Origin of the sequence: Enterococcus sp. AZ163 (assembly GCF_050498925.1) — a bacterium.
In the GTDB taxonomy this organism is placed as follows: domain Bacteria; phylum Bacillota; class Bacilli; order Lactobacillales; family Enterococcaceae; genus Enterococcus_A; species Enterococcus_A ferrettii.
In genome coordinates this window covers 393,217-408,796 of record NZ_JBIPAO010000002.1, presented here as the reverse complement: position 1 = coordinate 408,796, position 15,580 = coordinate 393,217, and the positions used below count along the sequence as shown (strand labels likewise).

Annotated in this window: 16 protein-coding genes; 14 read left to right on the top strand and 2 right to left on the bottom strand. The window is 39.1% G+C overall.

The window, feature by feature from the left end:
- Positions 1–105 precede the first annotated feature (105 nt).
- Positions 106–1,572: an MFS transporter gene (locus tag IGI46_RS20425; protein ID WP_429974159.1), complete on the top strand. Its 1,467-nt coding sequence runs from the start codon at positions 106–108 to the stop codon at positions 1,570–1,572.
- A gap of 167 nt (positions 1,573–1,739) precedes the next feature.
- Here the strand turns inward: IGI46_RS20425 and IGI46_RS20420 are convergent, their stop codons facing one another.
- Positions 1,740–2,069 carry a hypothetical protein gene (locus IGI46_RS20420; RefSeq protein ID WP_207701670.1) on the bottom strand — a complete coding sequence of 110 codons (330 nt, stop codon included), beginning with the start codon at positions 2,067–2,069 and terminating at the stop codon, positions 1,740–1,742.
- A gap of 212 nt (positions 2,070–2,281) precedes the next feature.
- Between IGI46_RS20420 and IGI46_RS20415 the strand changes: the two genes are divergently transcribed.
- From IGI46_RS20415 to IGI46_RS20370, 10 genes are all read left to right on the top strand, one after another.
- Positions 2,282–2,764 carry a hypothetical protein gene (locus IGI46_RS20415; RefSeq protein ID WP_429969600.1) on the top strand — a complete coding sequence of 161 codons (483 nt, stop codon included), beginning with the start codon at positions 2,282–2,284 and terminating at the stop codon, positions 2,762–2,764.
- A 3-nt stretch (positions 2,765–2,767) separates the two neighbouring features.
- Positions 2,768–3,994 (top strand): efflux RND transporter periplasmic adaptor subunit, encoded by a 1,227-nt coding sequence (locus IGI46_RS20410; RefSeq protein ID WP_429974158.1) that lies wholly within the window; start codon positions 2,768–2,770, stop codon positions 3,992–3,994.
- The gene (locus tag IGI46_RS20405) at positions 3,995–4,681 is read left to right on the top strand and encodes an ABC transporter ATP-binding protein (protein WP_429966012.1); all 687 of its coding nucleotides are present in this window, start codon (positions 3,995–3,997) and stop codon (positions 4,679–4,681) included.
- Entirely contained in the window at positions 4,678–5,892 is a 1,215-nt protein-coding gene (locus IGI46_RS20400; protein ID WP_429966013.1) for an ABC transporter permease, read from the top strand. The genes IGI46_RS20405 and IGI46_RS20400 overlap by 4 nt, the downstream gene beginning before the upstream one ends.
- 99 nt (positions 5,893–5,991) lie before the next feature.
- A complete protein-coding gene (locus tag IGI46_RS20395; RefSeq protein WP_429974157.1) occupies positions 5,992–6,486 on the top strand; it encodes an Lrp/AsnC family transcriptional regulator in 495 nt (164 codons plus the stop codon).
- Complete coding sequence (locus IGI46_RS20390) at positions 6,483–7,649, top strand: aminotransferase class I/II-fold pyridoxal phosphate-dependent enzyme (RefSeq protein WP_429974156.1); 1,167 nt, start codon at positions 6,483–6,485, stop codon at positions 7,647–7,649. The genes IGI46_RS20395 and IGI46_RS20390 overlap by 4 nt, the downstream gene beginning before the upstream one ends.
- Positions 7,650–7,945: 296 nt before the next feature.
- A complete protein-coding gene (locus IGI46_RS20385; RefSeq protein WP_429966091.1) occupies positions 7,946–8,029 on the top strand; it encodes a DUF6713 family protein in 84 nt (27 codons plus the stop codon).
- Entirely contained in the window at positions 8,023–8,220 is a 198-nt protein-coding gene (locus IGI46_RS20380) for a hypothetical protein (protein WP_429974155.1), read from the top strand. The genes IGI46_RS20385 and IGI46_RS20380 overlap by 7 nt, the downstream gene beginning before the upstream one ends.
- A gap of 130 nt (positions 8,221–8,350) precedes the next feature.
- Positions 8,351–9,301 carry a hypothetical protein gene (locus tag IGI46_RS20375; protein ID WP_429974154.1) on the top strand — a complete coding sequence of 317 codons (951 nt, stop codon included), beginning with the start codon at positions 8,351–8,353 and terminating at the stop codon, positions 9,299–9,301.
- Between the two features lie 288 nt (positions 9,302–9,589).
- On the top strand, positions 9,590–9,997 hold the full coding sequence (locus tag IGI46_RS20370) for a GNAT family N-acetyltransferase (protein ID WP_429966017.1): 408 nt from the start codon (positions 9,590–9,592) through the stop codon (positions 9,995–9,997).
- A 36-nt stretch (positions 9,998–10,033) separates the two neighbouring features.
- Here the strand turns inward: IGI46_RS20370 and IGI46_RS20365 are convergent, their stop codons facing one another.
- Positions 10,034–11,488, bottom strand: coding sequence for a helix-turn-helix domain-containing protein (locus IGI46_RS20365; RefSeq protein WP_429974153.1), 1,455 nt, complete (start codon positions 11,486–11,488; stop codon positions 10,034–10,036).
- Positions 11,489–11,876: 388 nt separating this feature from the next.
- Here IGI46_RS20365 and IGI46_RS20360 point away from each other — a divergent pair, with 388 nt between their 5' ends.
- Genes IGI46_RS20360 through IGI46_RS20350 form a run of 3 tightly spaced genes read left to right on the top strand, consistent with a single transcriptional unit; the run spans position 11,877 to position 15,570 of the window.
- Entirely contained in the window at positions 11,877–14,501 is a 2,625-nt protein-coding gene (locus tag IGI46_RS20360; RefSeq protein ID WP_429966019.1) for a pectate lyase-like adhesive domain-containing protein, read from the top strand.
- Between the two features lie 9 nt (positions 14,502–14,510).
- On the top strand, positions 14,511–14,885 hold the full coding sequence (locus tag IGI46_RS20355) for an LPXTG cell wall anchor domain-containing protein (RefSeq protein WP_429966020.1): 375 nt from the start codon (positions 14,511–14,513) through the stop codon (positions 14,883–14,885).
- Positions 14,854–15,570: a WxL domain-containing protein gene (locus tag IGI46_RS20350; RefSeq protein ID WP_429969608.1), complete on the top strand. Its 717-nt coding sequence runs from the start codon at positions 14,854–14,856 to the stop codon at positions 15,568–15,570. Before IGI46_RS20355 ends, IGI46_RS20350 begins: the two co-directional genes overlap by 32 nt.
- The last annotated feature ends 10 nt before the right edge of the window (positions 15,571–15,580 follow it).

The following is a 15,580-nucleotide window of genomic DNA, read 5'->3' as shown; positions in this document are numbered from 1 at the left end:
AATAAGTAGTGACGATTCGTCACTGCTGGAATTCAGTTATTCTGATTAATTCCAATTACAGATGATTTACCAATAGAATAATCTACTAGAAAGGACTTGTTAACATTGAAAAAATCTACTTTTGCATTAATAATTTTTATCACTGGTGTGTTTATGTCAGCTTTAGACAACGGAATTATCTCCAGCGCACTGTCGACGATTAACTACTCCTTTAATGTAAGTGAAGTGCAGGGAACGTGGGGAATTACTCTTTATACATTAGGAATGGCCATTTCAACCCCCATTATAGGGAAATTAGCTGACAAATTTGGTCGTCGCAAGCTTTTCCTGATTGAAATTAGTATTTTTGCTTTGGGTTCGTTGCTGGTTGCTCTGAGTCCTTCTTTTATCTTTTTCTTAGGAGCACGTTTGATACAATCAATTGGCGGTGGAGGAATTTTTATTATTGCCTCTAGTCATGTGCTCTCCACTTATCCAAAGGAAAAACAAGGTGGACTGCTGGGAATTCTGGGAGCAATAAATGGAGTTGCCTCAGTCGTGGGCCCCAACTTGGGAAGTGTAATTTTGAATGCTACAGGTCATTGGAGTTGGCTGTTCCTTATAAATTTGCCCATTGCGGTATTTGTGTTAATCTGCGGATTTCTTGTAATTCCTGAAACCAAAGCAACTGCGATTAACAGGCTTGATTATAAGGGATTGGTACTATTGACTTTAGGAATTTTAAGCTTTATGTTGGCAATCACTAATTTACAAAGTGGTTCATTGATCAGTAGCTTATTGCAGCCGCAAGTATGGGGTGTGTTCTTACTTGGTTTATTCCTTTTTGCTATGTTTATTCAAATTGAAAAGAGCGTCAAGGAAGGTGTCGATCCATTCTTACCTTATCAACTACTTAGGAGTCGTGGGTTTGTATTAACTTTGTTTATGGGATTGTTGTCAGGAACCTTAATTGCCGTGTTTGTTTTTATCCCAAGTTTTGTGGAGCAGCGTTATGGTATATCTGCTAATAATAGTGGTGTCTGGATGAGTGGCATAGGATTGGGGTCTATTGTTGGTGCAGGTGCAGGTGGTGCTTTGGTATCAAAACAAGGGGCTACCAAGACAATTATCCTTTCTGGATTGCTGTCTGCTTTTGGTTTTGCTTTAGTGGCTTTTCTTAGCCCTTCTATTTGGTGGTTTGTTGGGTCGTCCACAATCGCTGGCATCGGGTTTGGAATGTTGATGGGGGCACCGTTCTCCGTTCTAATGTCAGAAATCGCTAGTGAGAAAGACAGTGGTGTCGCTCTAGGGACATTATCTGTTTCTCGTCAGATTGGCTTGACCTTGGCACCAACGATTTATGCTACATTAGTCCTGCAAGGTTTTAGTGGAATCGATCTGGGAAAGGCTACTTCTGTGGAGCAAGCCTATCGAAAACTGCAAGAAATGAGTGCTGGGATTGAGAAGAATAATTTGCTAAATGCTTTTCATGCCGCCGCCGCCGAAGCTTACCAACAAATGTTTCTATTTGCTGTGGCTGCCTCTGTTTTGATATTCTTAGGTGGCAGCTACCTAAAAAAGAAGAAGTTTTAATAGGAAAGTAAAAAGACAATCAGCATAAATCGATCATTTGTCGATCTATTGCTGATTGTCTTTTTTTAAGAAATTTGTCGCCTGGATTAAAAAAGGGTTAAAAAGCCTGCTGACTTCTTAACGCCTTTTTTACTCATAGTCATTTTTCTACTATTACAAGTGTTTTTTTATAGCTCTGCGCGAATCGTTCCCGACAATTTAGACAACTCTTCGGTTGTTCGGCTGGTGTGTCGTGCAATATCTGCTACACGCAAGAAACTGTTTTTGTACATAGCAACTTCGCGCAGCTTTTTATATTTTTCTTCGACCTCATTGTATGTGACCGGTTTTCGATCGGTTTGCTCTACGGTTTCAGAACCGTTTACATAATGTAGACCTAAAAAAGACAACGCATCATTGACACCGTCTAAGAAAGCCTCGTACTCTTCTTGACGAATTTTCCCGTCAGCTAAGCGTTTCTTTTGTTTTTCAATAAAAAGTTCTACCACTGTTTCCATTCTACTACCCCCAATTGTTTGAAGAAAGAACAAACTCTTTTCCTATTTATTGTACTATGAAAAATCAGTTTTGTGTCAGCAAAAAAGTAAAAAGAAGAGGAAAATCCCACAAAAAGATCAATCGTTATAATAAAACCAAAAAATTCTGAGAATCCCTATAATTTCCGGTTTCTTTTATGGTAAAATGATTAAAATGCAAAGGAGTGAAAAACTTGGAAAACATTGAAAAGCATCTCAGAAAAGCTAAAACTTGGAATATGGTGCTTCTAGTACTTGGGTTAATTTCTTTAATTATTACTTTATTCGGTTTGCCAGAAACGTTGAATCCTACGAAAAAAACTTATGATGCTTTGGGTTCCTATGGTGCTCAAATGTATGAATACTTAAATGGTCCTATGGCCAAAGCGATTGCAATTATTGGCTTGCTGATTTCCATCGGGTTGCTTGTCTGCTACTTTATGGCGAATAAGAAATTGAAAGAAGGAAAGTCTCCTTCGAAAATTCCCTACTATGCTAAGCTTGCTTGGACAGTTATCTCTTTGATAATTGGTTTTATTGCTGTACCAAGTGGCGAATATATGGGAGTGGATATGTCAAGATTTACTCAAATTTCATCAATTGTCAGCAGTATTATCATTTCAATTCCAGTCATATTAGTAATCGTTCATCTTTTTAAAGCTGAACCTGAGGAGTAAACTATGAAAAAGAAAAAAATGACTAAAAAGAAAAAAGTACGTTTAAGTATCATTGCTGGTGTGTTAGCGATTGTTTTATTAGTTGGTGCGTATGTATTTTCACAAAATCGTACATCTAGTGCAGAACAAACCAGTGACTACCAAACAGTTACCTTAAAAAAGGCTGAGGATCTAACTTTTAACGGTGCTGTTACAGCCTCCGATACTCAAGATTACAATCTAGATTCGACATTAGGAAAAATTACCCAGATTCATGTGACTGACGGTCAGCAGGTGGAAGCTGGAACTGTTTTATTGAGCTATGAGAGTCCAGAGTATCAATCGCAGGTTGATGAACAGAATAATAGTATGAGTAAACTGAACTTAGCTTTGACTAATGCACAAGAAAGCTTAGCAGCAGCTCAAGCTAAACAAGCAAAAGCAAATCAACAGTTAAATGATGCGATTACAAACTACAATAATACGAATGAAAACAGCAGTGAAGAGGCTGCTATGAAAAAAGAGCAGTACAAAGGGGAAATTACTCAGTATGAGAGTTCTCTAGAAGCTGCCAACGATGCTGTTCTTCAATCACAGCAGTTAGTGGAATCATCACAAGTTGATTTACAGTCAGGGAATCAATCAATTTCTAATTTACAAAACAAAGCACATACTACTGTGAACAGCACAACTGGTGGTGTTGCTTATGTGAATGAAAAAGGAAAAACTGATCAAAGTGTTGCAGTTGTTCAAATTGTTAGCTCAGACGTGACAATTGAAGGCAAAGCTTCTGAATATGATTTTCAGCGTTTGCAAAAAGACCAACGTGTGACAGTTAAGCCGGTAACCTCAGATGAAGAAATCCAAGGAACAATTACCAACGTTAATCAATTGCCGGAAGCTGCCGCGCCTGCTGCGAATGGTTCACAAGGCTCAGCTGCCAGTGCGAACTCAGTTTCAGTAGCTAATTATGATTTCTCTGTAAAACCAGATAGACCAATTCAATACGGCTACAACGTTCAAATTACTTTACCTTTGGATGAAGTTCGTTTGCCAAGTAATGGGGTTGTAGAAAAAGACGGGAAGCAGTATGTTTTCGTAGCCAAAAACGGCAAAGTTAAGAAAACAGAAGTCCAAACGGAAGAACGCAACGGTTTCTTAGTCGTTAAAGCAGGTGTGAAAGCAAAAGATCAGATTGTTTCCAATCCTGATGACGAGTTAAAGGATGGTCAGGAATTGGCGGTGAATTAAATGATCGAGTTGAAAAACATTAATAAATACTACCGATCAGAAGAAGAAACACTGCATGTACTAAAGGATATTAATCTTTTTGCAGATGCTGGAGAAATGATTGCGGTTATGGGCCCTTCTGGTTCAGGGAAATCAACCTTGATTAATACCTTGGGTTTTATTGATACCAAATTTGATGGGGAGTATTTGTTTGAAGGGGAAAACTTAGTGACCTCTTCCGATGATCGCTTGTCTAAAGTTCGTAACGAAATCGTAGGCTTTGTCTTTCAGAATTTTAGCCTGATTGAAAACAATACTGTTTATGAAAATGTTGAACTGCCGCTACTGTACAGTGGTTTAGGTTTCCATCAAACCAAAGAGAGAGTAATGACCGCCTTAGAAAAGGTTGGTCTGGCAGATAAAGCAGAGAAACATCCCAAACAGTTGTCTGGTGGTCAACAGCAGCGGGTAGCGATTGCTCGGGCATTGATTAATCAGCCAAAGTTTTTAATTGCTGACGAACCGACAGGAGCATTGGATACTCATACTTCACAAGAAATTATGGAGCTCTTCCAAGAACTAAATCGTGATGAAGGGGCAACAATTTTCATGGTTACCCATGATCCAGAAGTTGTTCCCTATTGTACCCGTTTAGTTTCGATTCGTGATGGTGCGATTATCGAAGACAAGGCGGTGGTCAGCGAATGAAGTTATACGTAAACTGGCGTTCCTCTTTAGGATCCATTTTTAAAAACAAAAAACGCAGCTTCTTGACTATGTTCGGGATTATCATTGGAATCGCGGCGGTTATTGCGATCCTATCCATTGGTAAGGCATATGAAAAGCAAATGATCAGTGCTTTATCTGCCGGTGATTCTGATCGTTTGGAAGTGAATTTGCAATTTACACCAGATGATTATAACTTATACAATTCGAATATGGATTTAATTCCTAAAACAGATTTTACTGCTTTGGAAGAAATTCCCGGAGTGGAATCAATTGAGTATCCTCTACCGGATTACACCTCTGATATGTATTATTTTTCGCAAACTTTATCAGTTCGCGGAAAAACCAAAGATTATCGTCTAGGTATAAAAGATACGGAGGGTACCGAAGCGGTCGTTGGCCGTGGACTAACAGCCTACGACAATGAGACCATCGAAAAAATTGTAACCATTGATGAAGGATTAGCAGAAGAGCTTTACGGCGGAAGTGAACAGGCTATAGGTCGTGGGATTACGATGGACAAGGGGGCTGTAATGACTATTGTTGGAGTTTACCCACGAGTGGAAGGCGACACTATGTTTTCAAATGGCGCAGCCGCTATCGAAATTCCGTTAGAGACCTACAAACAGGTTTTTGGTAATTCTGAAGATACCAGCTCGATTACCTTGGTTTTATCATCAGGTGCGCAAATGAATAAAGTTGCGGACAAAGCCATTAAGACTTTGGAAGAAAAAGGAATGATGCGGGATTTAGGCAAGTATTCGGTTTCTAACATGGCTATGATGACGGATGAAATCAGCAATATGATGAGTACTATCACCGTCTTCATTAGTTCAGTTGCGGGTATTTCACTCTTCATTGCTGGAGTCGGAGTTATGAATATGATGTATATCTCGGTTTCAGAACGAACTAAGGAAATCGGGATTCGTCGGGCACTTGGGGCAACTCGTGGTGCTATTCGGACGCAGTTCTTGCTAGAAGGTATGACCTTAACCCTAGTCGGTGGGATTATCGGTTACATCGTTGGAATGATCTTAGCGTATGCTCTGGGCTCAACTATGGGACTGGAGGTAACGATCGATCTGTTTACCGTTATTCTAGCGGTTGGTGTTTCCAGTGGTATTGGGCTAGTATTCTCGGTGATGCCGGCTTCTGAGGCCGCTCGAAAAGACCTAATTGATATATTACGCTAAATCAAAAAGTTCAACTGTCAAAGTTAAATTGACAGTTGGACTTTTTTTGTGAATAATAGAATGATAATAAAAAATAATGAAGGATTGTGAGGGTTTGCTATGGAAAAAGCCAAACAGCATCAATTGTTAAAATTGATCGAAAAAGACTGTCGATTAACAACAAAAGAGTATGCCATTATGCTAGGAGAAGAAGAAAGCATTATAGCAGCGGAAATCAATCGATTAGAAGAGGCCAAAGTAATTGCCGGCTACCGTGCATTGGTTGACTGGGACAAAGTTGAAGATGATTGGATCGAAGCGTTGGTTGAGATCAGCACTTTGCCACAAGGCGAGGACGGCTATAAAAAAGTTGGCGATACCATCAGAAAATTTCCTGAAGTAGAATCCTTGTACTTTATTAGCGGTGGATTTGATTTTATTGTTTTGGTTCAAGGGCGCAATATCAAAGAAATCTCCAAGTTTATATCAAGTAATTTAGCACCGATCCCAGAAGTTACCGGGACTAGAACCCACTTCTTGTTGGATAAGTTCAAACAATGGGGAATTGATCTGGAGGACGATAGTATCGATCACCGGATTATGGTGTCACCATGAGAAATTTCTTAGCTAAACAAATGGAGGATATCCAGCCTTCAGGCATTCGGAAATTTTTCGATATTGTGTCTGAACAGCCGGATGCAATTTCTTTAGGGGTTGGAGAGCCCGATTTTGATACGCCTCGTCATATGACGGAAGAAGGGATTCGTTCGTTACGGGAAGGACGGACTTTTTATACAGCCAATGCAGGTTTAATGCCTTTACGGGAAAGAATTAGTGAGTATTTGGCTGAACGGGTAGGGGTAAAATACCGACCAGATTCGGAGATTATCGTGACAGTTGGCGGAAGTGAAGCAATTGATTTGGCGTTGCGGGTTTTTATTGATCCAGGCGACGAAGTAATAATTCCTCAACCTTGCTTTGTTTGTTATGAGCCAATCACCCAGATGGTTCATGGGAAGGCAGTAACGATTGATTTACAAGCTGAAAATGAATTTAAGCTAACTCCAGAACAGTTGGAGGCGGTCATTACAGAAAAGAGTAAAATTCTGATTTTGTCATACCCTAATAACCCAACTGGAGCAGTTATGGATCGTGAATCCTTGATTAAGATTGCCGATGTAGTGAAAAAGCATGATTTGTTAGTCCTTTCAGATGAAATCTATGCGGAATTATTGTATGACGAAGAATTCGTCAGCATTGCTTCATTGCCAGATATGCGAGAACGGACGATTGTAGTTAATGGATTTTCCAAAGGTTTTGCCATGACTGGATGGCGCTTAGGGTTCGTAGCTGGACCAGAAATGTTTATCCAGCAAATGCTAAAAGTGCACCAATACATCATTATGGCAGCTCCAACGGCTAGCCAATATGCGGCATTGGAAGGTTTGAAGGATTGGCATGATATTGTGGAAACAATGCGTATTTCTTATGAGGAACGTCGCAACTTTCTGCATTATGAGCTGACCAGAATCGGTTTGCCATGCTATCGGGCAAAGGGTGCTTTCTATTTATTCCCGCAGGTTGATCAATTTGGTATCAGCAGCGAAGAATTTGCTTTGCGTCTATTAGATGAAGAGAAGCTGGCGGTTGTTCCTGGATCGGCCTTTGGTGCGAGTGGCGAAGGATTTTTACGTCTGTCTTATGCTTATTCAATTGATGAGTTGAAAGAAGCGATTAAACGTCTGGAAAACTTTGTGACAAAATTGAAGACGAAATAATAGAAGCCTGATTTTTTCACAACTGAGTGAGAAGATCAGGTTTTTTCTGTAAATTTCTAAAACTTCCATATAGATTTGACGATTGTTGGATAATCTGTCAAAATTAGATGTTATAATGTGAACAATTGGAATTTTTACTTTAAGCAGCTCTTAAAAGCTGAATAGCTTTGCAATGAGTTTTCATTGTGTGAAAAAAGTAGAATCTTCGTTTAAAGATATTCTGACGAAAACTTCCGGAGTCGAATGATAAAAACCATTGATCTGTGATCCTAAGATTGCTTGGAGGGTGCTTTGTGATGGGATTGACAATTCTATTCTCTATAGCATTAGCGTTGTTATTTATTCATGAGATGGACGCTATTAGAAATAAAGAATGGTAAATGTTTATTGGATTAAGGATTTGTCTGATGAAACAGCCTATCGATTTTTTCTGATTTTGCATATTCTGTTGTATGTGATTGCTCTGTTTTTAGTAATAAACGGGTCAGGGAAGATGGGATTCTATTTAGTGGATATGTTTCTGATTTTGCATACAATTATCCATTTCGAAGACATCCGAAGAATAAGCTGACAAATCGGCTATCCAAAGCAACAATCAATTCAGCAGGATGCAGTGCACTTATTCATTTAATTATGTTTAACCTAAGGTAAGATTTAATTTTTTAAAATGACTAACTTTTGAGGGACAAGGAGGAAACAGCTTGACCAAGAAAATGATCGGTTGGCTATTTCTAGGGATACTGGTTATCGGCTCAGTTTCATTTGCGGGTTATCGGATTTATCAGGACAGAGTAGTAGAGACACAAAACGAACGAAAAGAAGCCTTCAATCAGAAATTGAAGAATCTTTACAGTGATCAGGAGTCCGGCTACTTTGCCAAAGAGTTGAATGAAGATCAGTTTGATCAATTGGCGAATGAAGTCAATGGTGCCGGTGAGGCGAAAACGGTCGAGGCTATCAATCAGGCAAAGGAAAACTTTTCGATTCAGCAGCAAATGAATCAATTATTTGAATCGAATGTATTAAATGGGATGGAGCTACTGGCTCATCCAGTACTGAAATCGCCAGATAGTGAGAACAAGATTCCTGATTTAGAGTCGAAGCTGCAGGAAAGTGATGCGAAAGATATCAGCTGGGGACAGGATATTCAAATGATCTTGTCGATTGCCAAAGAGCAAGCAGAAAAATACAAAGCAGCGGATGATTCGGTGACAACTTTAACTAGCAGTAAAAGCATATCTTTATCGGATTATTTAGGAACTGTGCAAGCAGTGGCTTTATTGCCAGAAGGGGATTATAAAAAAGATCTCTTAACTAAATTGGAACCGATACGTACCAAACTTAGCGACTCTAATGACCAGTTTGCTGCTAAAATGCAGCAGGATGAAAGCGCGATTGCTTCAGCAGCAGCCAGCTATCGCCAGCGTCAAGCTAAGGTTTTAGAAGATAAAAACAAGGAACTGCAAAAGATTCAAAAAGAAGTGGCCGAGAAGCAGAAAACCTATGACTCATATGCTCGGATTAGTCAATCACGAGCGGACAGTATCAGTCGTTCTAAAGCGGCAGAAGAATCTACAACCGAATCCAGCTCTTCAACCAGTGGATCAAGTTCCAGTTCGACCACTCAGCCAAGCTCAAGTGCAGCTAATTAAATTATCAGAGCAGCCGTTTCTCAAATAAGAGGAGCGGCTTTTTTTCGAGAGTATCATCGTTGATTCGGTTTTTCAGATTTTAATTGAGTGCCAACCAATAGCATCGGCGTTTAAATGCGGAGATTCGTTCAAGATGCCCCACTGATATTATTAAAATTACCTTCCTTGTGAAAAGGAATGTTAGGAGCAGTAAGAAGTTTAATAAGTAGTCAAAAAACGTTGTCTAGTTTAAAAACTGGACAACGCTTTTTGCTATAATAAAGTAAAAAAGGTTAGGGGGATAAAAGTATGCAAATTCGGTTAGCCACGTCAGAAGACGTTCAATTCTTGGATGAAAATGATCCGCATATTGAGAAGCAGGAATTGTTGAACAGTATTCACCTAAATCGTGTCTATATAATAGAAGAAAAACGTCAAAAAATTGGCTGGCTGCGCTACAATTATTTTTGGGACAGCATCCCATTTATGACAATGCTTTACTTTTTTGAAGAGTATCGTGGACAAGGCCATGGTCGTCAAGCTATTGAATTTTGGGAGTCGAAAATGCGTGAGTTTGATTATAAACGAGTCATGACCTCTACGGTATCGACGGAGTTTGCCCAGCATTTTTATCATAAGCTAGGCTATGTTCCGATTGGCGGGTTCACGCCTTTAGGAGAGCCTTACGAAATTATGTTAGAAAAAGTTTTTGGATAAATATGAGTCGTTCTTTCAGACGAGAGAACGGCTTTTTTAGTTAGCCTGCAATTGGTTTTCGCATAATTCACACAAACACTTTTCTATATTATCCAAATCCTTTTGCGAAACTCGCGCTCGAACGATCAACTGTTTTTGCTGGGGAGAACACTGATTCTCATAAAATGGAACCGTACCGATTAGTAAATCCGCTTCTTCAGGGAATTCTACAAAATTGAGAGCGTAACGATTGCTGTAATAAAAATTGAGTTTGATTTCCAAATACTGTTTAAATGAATCACTAGTTTCAGAATAAATGTAAATGGCAATTTCTGGTAATAGTTTATCCATCGGCATAATAGAGATACAGATGGATAAGCTGAACATGCGAAACATATCTAATTCCGGATTGGACAATTGCCTCGACCATTCTGACCAAAAATTCTCAAAACGTTTTAAGTAAAGTGGATACATTTCAGTTAAATCTTCTAAGCCAACAAAAGCTTGGAGGTTTGTTAGAAATGAACCACTTAATGGAAAAAAATGCATAGTCATAGTTAATTGATTCAGTTTCTTGTAAATGAATTCTTCTTCTTTTGTAGAGAGTAAACGAAAGTGTTTCTGAAATAATTGAACCCAGTTTTGCAATGAATCGGTAGTTACCAACTGTTCACTTTTCAATGGCAATTGGAAATTTTTCGACAGAGAACAGTAGACAGCAGTTAGTAAAAAATTCCAATCTTCAGTCGACCAATGGGCTAAAAAAGCAGGCTGTTCAGGAAAATCTAACGTATTCATTATATTCAAATCTGCTTGAGAAAACTGCAGTTTTTTTCCTTTTGAAAGGGCTAACTGAGTAATAAATACCCAATAGGCGAAACGCTCAACCAGAGGTAAATCATCTGACACATCTAAGTAGTCCGCAATATCTAAAGCCAATTGGTAATCTGTCGCTAAATTTTGTATTCTTGGCACAGTAAAAAACTGCCGATGCATACTACGTAAAAAAATATAGTGAAATGCTCGTATTTTTGTCTCAGGTCCTTTTAAGCTTAATTGCTTAGCACAAGTAATCCGTATACCAAAATCACAAATTTCGAGATTAATATCCTTAACCTTCCGTTTTAGACTGGATTCACTTAGTCCTTGATTCATACAAAACATGATCGTCGACGTTTTTCGTTTCATTAAAAGTGTTTGAAGAATTTCATAAGCCAAATCTGACATATAAAGGTGATCATAAAATAGTTGCAGATTATCCGATGAACGCATCAAATTAAGAGTCGTACCATGTTTCTCTTTTTGAATAACTATGGAGCAGGATTGATCTGGATACAGTTTTTCCATCAATTCTGCTAATTCTTTGCAAATTATCTGTAAAGTACCCACGCTGGAAGTTTGAACAATTTCTACTAATTCTTTATATGTAAGAGGCTGGCTTTGTTGATCTAATACATCAATAATTTTTCTTTTCAGTAACGTATTTTTATCCAAACCAAAAATATAAATCACCTCATTTTTTCTTGCTGAACTTTAATAATAATTATATTTTAAGAATATTTCAATTTAAATGCGTCGATTTAATATGTCTTGGTAAAAACTTAGAGAAATTGAAAGAAATGAAATCGCTGATTTTATCGCATAAAGAGTTGTATAAAATATAGAAAATGATGAAAAGGTCAATTTCAGAGTGTTAGCAGCTGTGAAATTGACCTTTTTTTGCACAAAAGTATGATTAGAATAATAAGTGCTTCATTAGTTTAAGATTATTATTTATGAGGTGATGTGCACAAAATCAAACTTTAACTACATAGTTATAACGAAACTCTCTTTTTTACGAAAAAAAGTTATAAAAAGAGATCCGTTATTTTGTTAGCCTATTAATGAAAGGGGGGAGAGCATGAGACGAAAAACGTGGCTGATTCTTTTGCTGGTTTGGCTGATGATACCAAATACAAGTGCGTTTGCAGCGATAAAGGGTACTAATACCTCTTCTTCAACAGATAAGACGATTTCTTCACTTAGTAAAGATCCTTTATCGACTATATCTACTAGTGAAGCAGCCGAAAGTTCTACTTCTACCACAGAACCAGAGAATTCGGAAATTGACAATGAGACTGTTGAATCCTCTACAGAGGAAGAGACTATAAGTGACAATGATGAAAGCAAGGAAGAAGCAACTGACCGAGCTGCCATACAAACCTTCGCAGCTGGTGAAGTGGCTGTCGGCGATTGGACAACCTTTGTGAATAGTATTAGAAATGAAACAGTAACTAAGATCATATTAACTGCTGATTTTACTAGTACGTCACTCAGCGATGGTCGTCTTTCTACTTATGTACGACGCAATAATCTTGAAATCGATGGTCAAGGACATCGAGTAGATTTCAGAGATTCTTCTATATGGCTAGGAACTCCAAGCAGCACTACAGGTTCTTTTCATATGCACGATATTGTATTGAACCAGCAATACGCTGGAGGTTATTCAGAGGATATTGTAGGAACAAGGTTAAATTATTCAGATGGTGGAAAATGGCGGTATCGGTTTGGAAATGTGACGACTGAGCCTGGCGTTCAAAGATTGGCACGAGCATCCTATGGTGAAGTGACTGTTTATGGAAATATGAATGTGAATACCCGAGCAGAAAATTTCTATTTAGGAAGTTTCATTATGGAGGACAACACGGTTTACACTGGAAACGTGAATTTCTATGATTTTTCTGTGTTCTGGTACAACGTAATAGCGAGCAGCACTTCAACTGGGGCTTCTAAAGAATATACAATCGGTAAAAATTGCCGAGTCAATATTACTCAAAGTCAAACCGGCGGAACCACTTATCCGGCAGTGTATCGATATTATCAACGTCTAACAGTTGGAGAAAATAGTGTGTTCAACGTGAACATGCCAGGGAATGCCGTGCGTTTTGATGAAGACGGCTCAGGAATGGTTATCAAACCAGGAGCTGTTGTGAACTTGACCAGCAAGCAGAACTCAGGATCAGTAGTCGCTTTTTCTAACAATAACACGTATTTAGAAGTGAATCCTGGAGCTTATTTTTATGTAATCGGTCGAAGTAGTCAACCTTTGATAAATATGTCATCCAATGGGATTGGCTCAGCATCTGTTCGTTGGCAAAACACTCGTATGATTTTAGATTCGCCTGCACAATACGATCTGCGTAATCTATACGATGGCAGACAAGCGGTTCAGGTGGCGATGGGCAACTATGGCGATAATTCCTTTAAGATAATCGACTCAGATGTTGATTTATGGAAGCTAAGCACACAGCCATTAGGTCCATCAGATGAAACTCATGCAAAAGTTGACAGTTTTGAAGTGAAGGGAAACGGGACTGCTCAGGTAGTCACTAGTACTGACACCGGACTTGCTGGATTTAAGCAAGGGAACTATCGTCGGATTTCAGGGATGAATCAGAATCCAACCATCGAATGGACACCAATTACAGATGCCGACAAAACATTACAGGCACGAGTAATCATCGGCATGGTTCCTGATAATAATGGTTCAAACAGTGCTGGGGAAATCAACTACATTCCGGTCTATGCTTCAAGTAAGCAGGCAACTGTTAACTTGACAGATTCGTATGGTAAATCTATTTCCAATTTGACTACCGACCAGAACGGCTATATTTCTTATCAAGCTGAAACCTTTCAAAAAGCAGGGAAAGAAGTATCCGGTATTGCTGAAAGAGGGCCTTGGATCACTGAATCGCCGATCGCTACAACGGTGATTGATGTTACACCACCGGAACCAGCGAAGATAAATGATGATACGAAGATTGAAAGCATCACGCCTGAAATTTCTGGTACAGGAGAACCTGACAGTATTGTTACTTTGACAGTCAATGGTCAAAAGACGAATAATCTTTCTAGCATAGTAAAAGCAGACGGCACTTGGACCCTGGATATTTCGAGTTTGAAATTGAAACAAAATGATGTTCTTCAAATCTTTTTGCAGGATCAAAGTGGTTCAGCTGACGGGATTGATAATCCCCCAAGCACAAACAATTCAATTGGGAATATTCAACCAGCAACTGATATGAAATATCGAGATGCCACATTCAAAGCCGCTTCGACTGTTACATTAGTTGGTTATCTATCCTTAAGAGCAGTACCAGAGCAATTCAATTTTGGATTAAATGGCATTTCGAATAAAACAGAAACCTATCATCCACAAGTCAGTGGTAAGTTGGAAATTTCTGATTCTCGGAGTGATGCTCATAAGCCTTGGCGAATAACCGTTAATCAATCGGAAGAAATCAAGTTGGGGTCAATTTCCTTAGTCGACTCGTTGTACTATACGTCTCAACTGGGTGAATTACCAATCAATGCCGGCAATCAAGTGATCGAAACAGGTGAATTTGCTGAAGATGGTATTCGAGACATTTCTGCAGATTGGCAATCAGATGGAGGATTCAAATTAGTCGTACCTCCCGAGAAGCAGCGTGTAGGCACATACTCCGGTAAATTATCTTGGAAATTAGAAGATGTTCCGGGAAATTAGGTGATGACAATGAAAAAAATAATTTTTACCTGTATTGCACTCTTCTTCTTGACTAGTATACCTGCTTACGGTGAAGTAAATTATGATTCCAATGGAAAAACGGGATTTTATGGCGTCTATGAGTACCCAGAGGATAAGGTACCCACAAAGGATGACTTACCTAAAACAGATACCAGTTCTAACGGTTCAGTTGGGGATGTTGAAAGTGGAATTCAAAGTGTTCTTCCATCGTACGAAGGAAAAGGTCATATTTTACCACGGACGGGTGATCGTTCTTCTCTCGTCACTACAATTGCAGGAATTGCCTTAATAGCATTCGTCGGGTTTAAACTAAAGCGAGGAGGGGATTTAACTGAAAAAAGCGGTCATTCTCCTCGTTGGTAGTCTATTTCTAGCAAACAGTCCGGCATTAGCAGAAGAATCCCAAACAACACTTGCCTACCAGGTAGATAGCAGCACAGTTGTTCGACCATTGGATCCTGTGGCACCTGACCCAACTAAGCCGATTATTCCAAAAGATCCTGTAGATCCTTCAGGTCCAGCGCCTGGAACTGGTGGAAGTCGCTCAATTGATTATGTATCAAGTTTTCAATTTGGTAAGCAAAGTATAACGACTACAGACCAAACCTATTATGCACAAGATTTGAATTATCAAACAGCAGACGGCACAGAAAAAGATGGACCGAATTTTGTTCAAGTATCTGATCTTAGCGGAACGGGCAGCGGATGGGTGTTAAGTGTGAAGCAGGATAAACAATTTCACACTACCAGCAACCAAGAACTAAAGAATGCCGAATTGACTTTTCTAAAAGGCCAGGTCGTTTCCAATGTTGATCAGACCTATGCACCACAAGCCGAGAAGGAAATTGTTTTCCAGTCTATCGGTGAGGAGAAAAATGTTGTTACAGCAAACGAAAATCAAGGAATCGGAACTTGGATTTATCGCTTTGGCCAAGCTCAAGGTGATCAGGCGATTCAACTAAAAGTACCAGGAAGTTCGGTTAAATATGCAAAAGAATACCGTACTTCTTTAACCTGGGCAATCAAAAATGTGCCTGGAAATGAATAGGAGGATAATT

Coding starts and splice junctions, on each gene's coding strand:
- IGI46_RS20395 (WP_429974157.1), top strand. CDS start 5,992: ATGGAAAAAGCCAAACAGCATCAATTGTTAAAATTGATCGAAAAAGAC.
- IGI46_RS20370 (WP_429966017.1), top strand. CDS start 9,590: ATGCAAATTCGGTTAGCCACGTCAGAAGACGTTCAATTCTTGGATGAA.
- IGI46_RS20380 (WP_429974155.1), top strand. CDS start 8,023: ATGGTAAATGTTTATTGGATTAAGGATTTGTCTGATGAAACAGCCTAT.
- IGI46_RS20390 (WP_429974156.1), top strand. CDS start 6,483: ATGAGAAATTTCTTAGCTAAACAAATGGAGGATATCCAGCCTTCAGGC.
- IGI46_RS20405 (WP_429966012.1), top strand. CDS start 3,995: ATGATCGAGTTGAAAAACATTAATAAATACTACCGATCAGAAGAAGAA.
- IGI46_RS20420 (WP_207701670.1), bottom strand. CDS start 2,069: ATGGAAACAGTGGTAGAACTTTTTATTGAAAAACAAAAGAAACGCTTA.
- IGI46_RS20355 (WP_429966020.1), top strand. CDS start 14,511: ATGAAAAAAATAATTTTTACCTGTATTGCACTCTTCTTCTTGACTAGT.
- IGI46_RS20400 (WP_429966013.1), top strand. CDS start 4,678: ATGAAGTTATACGTAAACTGGCGTTCCTCTTTAGGATCCATTTTTAAA.
- IGI46_RS20385 (WP_429966091.1), top strand. CDS start 7,946: ATGGGATTGACAATTCTATTCTCTATAGCATTAGCGTTGTTATTTATT.
- IGI46_RS20360 (WP_429966019.1), top strand. CDS start 11,877: ATGAGACGAAAAACGTGGCTGATTCTTTTGCTGGTTTGGCTGATGATA.
- IGI46_RS20410 (WP_429974158.1), top strand. CDS start 2,768: ATGAAAAAGAAAAAAATGACTAAAAAGAAAAAAGTACGTTTAAGTATC.